Genomic DNA, 6,000 nt, shown 5'->3' with positions numbered 1-6,000 from the left:
CGGAAACAACCAGTTCAACCAATTAAAATAATTGGTATCAATAAACTTGGCACACTATTGAGTTCTCAAACAACAGATGCATCCGAAATACTCGGAAAAACAAAGAATGTTTTTCTTTTCTCTTCGCTGCAGTGTTTCTTTATTCTATTTCATCCGGACCGTTTTAGCAATTCCGCGGTATTCGCGGTAATTGGCTGAAACAACCGTTTGAACCCGCCACAAAGCATTCGGATGAAATCCGCTGCTGTGTTTTTGGGCTGCTGCCGGATCCAGGAGCCTTGCCAGCGGACCATGTCCACCAGGCACTCACCGGGGCAACTCACTAAACTTTACACACCCTCCGGCATGGGTGCAAGCCGGCAGCGTGTGATCTGCTGCACCCCGGACAGGCACCCTGCACGCAAGGGAAAAGGCCGGCCCCCGGCCTCCTCACGCCCCTGGATTTCCAAGGCGTGCGGAGCCGAAAGCCGGCCTCCACCTGATCGGCAGGATGAGCTCCCCTAACCTGCGCTAACTTCCACCGTTGCCAGGGTGCGCTTGCCGCGGCGCAGCAGCAGGTACTTGCCGTGCAGCAGCTCATCCCCGTCAATAACGGCATCCGCGTCCGTGACCTTGCGGTTGTTCACATACGCTCCGCCTTCGGCAACCGTCCGGCGCGCGGCCGAGTTGCTGGCTGACAGGCCGGAGGCAACGAGCAGATCGATAATCCCCAAGCTGTTGCGGTCCACCACTACCCGCGGCAGTTCCGCCGTGGCCGCGGTCAGGGTTGCTTCATCCAGCTCGGTGATTTCACCCTGCCCAAACAATGCGGCAGAAGCGGCAATAACCTTCTCGGTTGCTTCGGCGCCGTGAATCAGCGACGTCACGTCGTAAGCAAGCCGGCGCTGGGCCGCACGCTTGTGCGGTTCCTCCGCCACAGAGCGGGCCAGCTCCTCAATTTCCGCCTTGGAGAGGAAGGTGAAGACCTTGAGCCGGTCAACGACGTCGGCGTCGGAAGTGTTCAGCCAGAACTGGTACATCGCGTACGGGCTGGTCATGGTGCCGTCCAACCAGATGGCGTTGCCCTCGCTCTTGCCGAACTTGGTGCCGTCAGAGTTGGTAATCAGCGGAGTGCCCAGGGCGTGGACACTCTTGCCCTCGACCTTGCGCACCAGTTCGGTCCCGGAGGTGAGGTTGCCCCACTGGTCCGAGCCGCCGGTTTCCAGCACACAGTTGTAGTCGCGGAAGAGCTGGAGGTAGTCCATGCCCTGCAGCACCTGGTAGCTGAACTCCGCGTAGGAGATGCCCTCATCAGAATTCAGGCGCGAGGAGACAATCTCCTTCTTGATCATGGTGCCCACCCGGAAGTGCTTGCCGATGTCACGGAGGAAGTCGATGGCACTCATAGGCGCGGTCCAGTCAAGGTTGTTGACCATCTGCGCGGCGTTGTCCCCCTCAAAGCTGAGGAAGCGCTGCACCTGTCCCTGCAGGTAGCCGACCCATTCCGAGACGGTTTCCTTGGTGTTCATGGTGCGTTCCGCCGTCGGACGCGGATCTCCCACCAGGCCGGTGGAGCCGCCCACGAGGGCGAGCGGCCGGTGACCGGCCAACTGCAGGCGGCGCATGGTCAGCAGCTGCACCAGGTTTCCCAGGTGCAGGCTCGGCGCCGTCGGATCGAAGCCGCAATAATAGGTGATCGATTCCCCGGCGAGCAGTTTCTCAAGTTCGGCCTCATCCGTGGAGACATGGACCAGGCCACGCCACTTCAGCTCCTGCCAAACATTCTCGAACGTCGAATCATTCTTTTGGGCGCTCAGGCCCACTGGGGTTTCGGTAGTCACGTCTTCCAAAATATCAGTCTTCGTCATCAATAATTCCGGCGGGAACCGGACGTGCCGCAATAAGACGCAGGCGCTGCGTCGGACGGGTCATCGCCACATACAGATCCCCGACTTTCCCGGCCGCTGCGGTCAACAGCTCTTCGGGCTCCAGGATGACGACGCCGTCGAACTCCAGTCCCTTCGCCTCCCGTGGCGAGGTGACCACAATGTCCTGCTCCAAACCGCCGGCACCCGTGCCGAGCCGCTTTCCGTAAACGGCCCCGACTTCGCGTCGGACGGCCTCAAGGTGGTGCTCCTCGGCGATAATCGCTAGGAGTCCGCCCTCGAGCGCTTCCAGGTCCTCGGGCAGAGTCTCCATCAGGCGGTCAACCAGCCCATCTTCGGGAACCCGGTCGATGAAGGGCGCCCAGCGTCCCTCGCGCACCGCCTTGGGAGCGGACACCACCAGACCAGCCGCGTTGGCCATGCGCACGGCAGCTTCGGCAATCTGCGCGGGGGTGCGGTAGTTCACCGTGAGCTCTTCGAGGGTCCAGCGGTCCCCCACGAACGGCGTCAGCGCCTGCTGCCAGGAAGTGGCACCGGCAGCAGAGCTGGTTTGGGCAATGTCCCCCACAACGGTGAAGGACTTCAGCGGGCAGCGCCGCATCAGCAGGCGCCACTGCATGGCGGAAAGCTCCTGCGCCTCATCCACCACAATGTGCCCGAAGGCCCAGGTGCGGTCGACGGCGGCGCGGTCGGCAGCGGTCAAGCGGGTTTCTCCCACGGTGTTGTGGTCAGCCAGATCCTCGGCGGACAGGATGCCGTGGGCACCGGAGTCCTCCAGGAACCCTTCCGTGTTCTCGATGGCGCGCTCGGCGTTGGCGAGGTCCCGCTTGCGCTGCTCTTCGCGCAGGGCGTGGTCGCGTCCGGCGGAAGCATCCAGTTCGCCCAGCAGTTCGGCGGCCTCGTCCAGCAGCGGAACATCCGCTTCCGTCCAGGGTGCGTCCGGGCTGCGGCGCAGCAGTGCGATTTCTTCGGCGCTCAGATCGGGGGCCGCACCTTCAAGGTGTCCGGGCTTGCTGAAGAGTTCAGACAGCAGCTTCTGAGGCGTCATCGGCATCCAGCACAGGTTCAGCGCCACGCGCACGTCCCGGGAGCTGCGGACGTCCTCGGCCAGGTAGGCCCGGTCCGTGCTGTTGCCTGCACCGGAGGACTCTTCCAGCTGTTCGGTCAGCTGCTCGGTGAGTTCGCGCAGGAGGATCTTCACGAAGGTCACGCGGGCCTCGTTGTGTGGCTTGCCGGTCGCGCGTGCCCGGTCGCGGGCGCGCTGGACCATCTTGGGCGTCAGCAGGAGGATGGTTCCCTCCACGTTGAGTTTCCGCGGTTCCAGCGGCAGGCGCTGACGGTTCGCGACGGCACGGGCGACCACGTCGGCCATCGAAATGCGGCCCTTGATCTCGGCGACATTCGCGTCCTCTTCCGGGACAGCGGCGATGCCGGGCATCAGTTGTCCAAGGCTGGACATGACGACGCCGGTCTCACCCAGCGACGGGAGGACACGTTCGATGTACCGGATGAAGGCGTTGGAGGGGCCGACCAGCAGCACGCCGGCGGACTTGAGCCGTTCACGGTGCGTGTACAGCAGGTACGCGGCACGGTGGAGCGCGACGGCGGTTTTTCCGGTTCCCGGGCCGCCCTGCACCACGAGTGTGCCGGCGAGGGGTGCCCGGATGATGCGGTCCTGCTCGGCCTGGATGGTGCCGACAATGTCAGACATCTGTCCGGTGCGCTTGGAGTTCAGGGCTGCCAGCAGGGCGCCTTCGCCCTGGAGTGCTTCTTCCTCCTCGAGCATGCTGTAGTCCAGCACATCGTCTTCGATGGCCTGGACGTTCCGGCCCTTCAGGATCAGGTGGCGCCGCCGTCGGACGCCCTGGCGTTCAAAAGCGGTGGCCTGATAAAAGGTGCCGGCTTCCGGCGCCCGCCAGTCCACCATGAGCCGTTGCAGGTCAGCCGTGGAGAGGCCGATCCGGCCGATGTACCGCTCCTCGCCGTCGTCAAGATCCAGCCGGCCAAAAACCAGCCGGTCATCCACGGCATTCAGCTGCGCCAGGCGGTCCTCGTACATGGTGGCGAAGGCATCGCGCTCGGAGCGGTTTTGATGTGAACCGGCAGAGTGGCTGCGGCGCACCTGGGCCAGCTGCTCGCGCTTTTCTTCACGGAGTTCATCGAGTCGCTGGTACAAACCGGCGACGTAGTGTCGCTCGTGTTCCAGCTCGTGGTGGGCAGAAGACGTTTCAGGCATGTTCGCGTTCCCTCTCGCAAAGGCAGACCCACAAGTTTAGCGTGCATTTGGACTTTTTCCATGCACTGAGCTATTTAAGTGACGCCGGCCCTTGCCGGATGGGTCTAAGTGCGCCTCCGTCCGGAGCCGCGGTGATGCTCCGCCGTGCGGAAGAGCGGAAAATGGGGCTAGTAAGCGACCAGGGCGTGCACCGGGTAACCTGCCAGCGCGGCGCGTCCGCCGAGATCCTTCAGTTCCAGGACGACGCCGAATCCTGCCACTACGGCGCCGGCCTTCTCGATGAGCCGGGCCGTTGCACCGAGGGTCCCGCCGGTAGCGAGCACATCGTCCAGGATGAGGACACGGGAGCCGGCCGGAATGTCATCCTGATGAACTTCCAGCGTGTTCTCGCTGTATTCCATGGAGAAGCTCTCAGAAAACACACGGCGCGGCAGCTTGCCGGGCTTGCGGATGGTGATGACGCCCTTGTCGGCTGCATAGGCTGCGGCTGCGGCGAGGAGGAAGCCGCGGGCTTCAACCCCGGCCACGTAGTCGAAGCGCCCCTCATACTCGGCCAGCAGAGCATCAACAACGCCGCGGAACGCGGGACCGTCGGCAAAAACTGGCGTCAGGTCGCGGAAGACGACTCCCGGCTTGGGGTAATCCGGCACAATTGCGCCCAGTCGTTCAATGGTTTCGGCAATGGGCTCAATGTTCTGTGCGGCGTCCGCGGGCGTTTCTTTCACGCGTCCACCTTACCCGCTCAACAGCGGGACCTCGTGGCTGACGGGGGCAGCTGTGGCCCTTCTCTCGACGGCCCGCGGCGCCGAAGGGTGGCGGAATAAAGCCTACGGGGAGGCAGTTGCCACGTTTGAGCGGGTCCTTCGGAGAGGACCCGGAATCAACAGCAAGGATTGAAACACATGGTTAACCTGCACGAAGTGCTGAAGAACAAGATCGGATTCGGGACGGCTCCGCTGGGAAACATGTTCCGTGACATTCCCCAGGACGAGGCACTGGCCACCGTTGAGGCCGCCTGGAACGAAGGCATCCGTTACTTCGACACCGCTCCGTTCTACGGCGCCGGGCTGGCAGAATCCCGGCTGGGCGAGGTCCTGTCCGGAAAGAACCGTGATGAGTATGCGCTCAGCACCAAGGTAGGACGGCTCATCCTGGACGAAGAGGAAGAGAAAGGCTCAGGCCTGTTCACACACGGGCGCTCCAACAAAATCGCCACGGACTACACGGCTGATGCCACGCTGCGGTCCATCGAGGAAAGCCTCACGAGGCTAAAGACCGACCGCTTGGACTTTGTCTTCATCCATGACACGTCCCGGGACTTCCTGGGCGACGAATGGGTGGCCAAGTTCAATGAGGCCCGGACCGGTGCGTTCCGCGTTCTGGCCCGGCTGCAGGATGAGGGCGTGATCCAGGGCTGGGGCCTCGGGGTCAATACGACCGAGCCCATCGAGCTGGCCATGGACATGGATGTGGCGGCTCCGACCATGAGCCTCTCCGCCACCCAGTACACCCTGCTGCAGCACGAGCGTGCCCTGCAGCGCATGATGCCCGCTGCACAGGAAAAGGGTGTGGGAATCGTCGTCGGCGGTCCGTTCAACTCCGGTGCCCTGCTGGGCGGGGACTACTTCGATTACGCGGAGATTCCTCCGGCAGTCAAGGAGAGGATCGCGCGGCTGACGGCAATCGCCCAGCGGCACGACGTGAGCCTGAAGGCAGCTGCGCTGCAATTCTCCACCGCCCACCCCGCTGTGGCTGCGGTCATCCCCGGTTCCAGCCGGCCCGAGCGCGTCGCTGAGGATATCGCGGCCATGAAGGCACAGATTCCCGGCGCCTTCTGGGACGAGCTGCTGGAAAATGAGCTGATCTCCGCACAGGCGCCGCTGCCTGGCGGCGAATAGA

5 protein-coding genes are annotated in these 6,000 nt (G+C 63.2%); 2 read left to right on the top strand and 3 right to left on the bottom strand.

The window, feature by feature from the left end; all coding sequences use genetic code 11:
* Positions 1-198 (top strand): hypothetical protein (locus CXR00_RS18425; RefSeq protein WP_219815561.1); only part of this gene is annotated, 198 nt, incomplete at its 5' end.
* Positions 199-500: 302 nt separating this feature from the next.
* Here CXR00_RS18425 and tyrS read toward each other — a convergent pair.
* The 3 genes from tyrS to CXR00_RS15745 all read right to left on the bottom strand — a co-directional run bounded on the left by tyrS (position 501) and on the right by CXR00_RS15745 (position 4,826).
* Complete coding sequence (gene tyrS / locus CXR00_RS15755; protein WP_258060133.1) at positions 501-1,820, bottom strand: tyrosine--tRNA ligase; 1,320 nt, start codon at positions 1,818-1,820, stop codon at positions 501-503.
* Between the two features lie 13 nt (positions 1,821-1,833).
* Entirely contained in the window at positions 1,834-4,101 is a 2,268-nt protein-coding gene (locus CXR00_RS15750) for a UvrD-helicase domain-containing protein (RefSeq protein WP_104055452.1), read from the bottom strand.
* 167 nt (positions 4,102-4,268) lie between these two features.
* Positions 4,269-4,826 carry an adenine phosphoribosyltransferase gene (locus CXR00_RS15745; RefSeq protein WP_237688683.1) on the bottom strand — a complete coding sequence of 186 codons (558 nt, stop codon included), beginning with the start codon at positions 4,824-4,826 and terminating at the stop codon, positions 4,269-4,271.
* A 177-nt stretch (positions 4,827-5,003) separates the two neighbouring features.
* On the opposite strand from CXR00_RS15745, the gene CXR00_RS15740 reads away from it, so the two are divergent.
* On the top strand, positions 5,004-5,999 hold the full coding sequence (locus CXR00_RS15740) for an aldo/keto reductase (protein ID WP_104055451.1): 996 nt from the start codon (positions 5,004-5,006) through the stop codon (positions 5,997-5,999).
* Position 6,000: the final 1 nt, after the last annotated feature.

It is taken from the genome of Arthrobacter sp. 9E16, from assembly GCF_002929435.1.
In the GTDB taxonomy this organism is placed as follows: domain Bacteria; phylum Actinomycetota; class Actinomycetes; order Actinomycetales; family Micrococcaceae; genus Arthrobacter_B; species Arthrobacter_B sunyaminii.
This window is presented reverse-complemented; position numbering and strand designations above follow the sequence as displayed.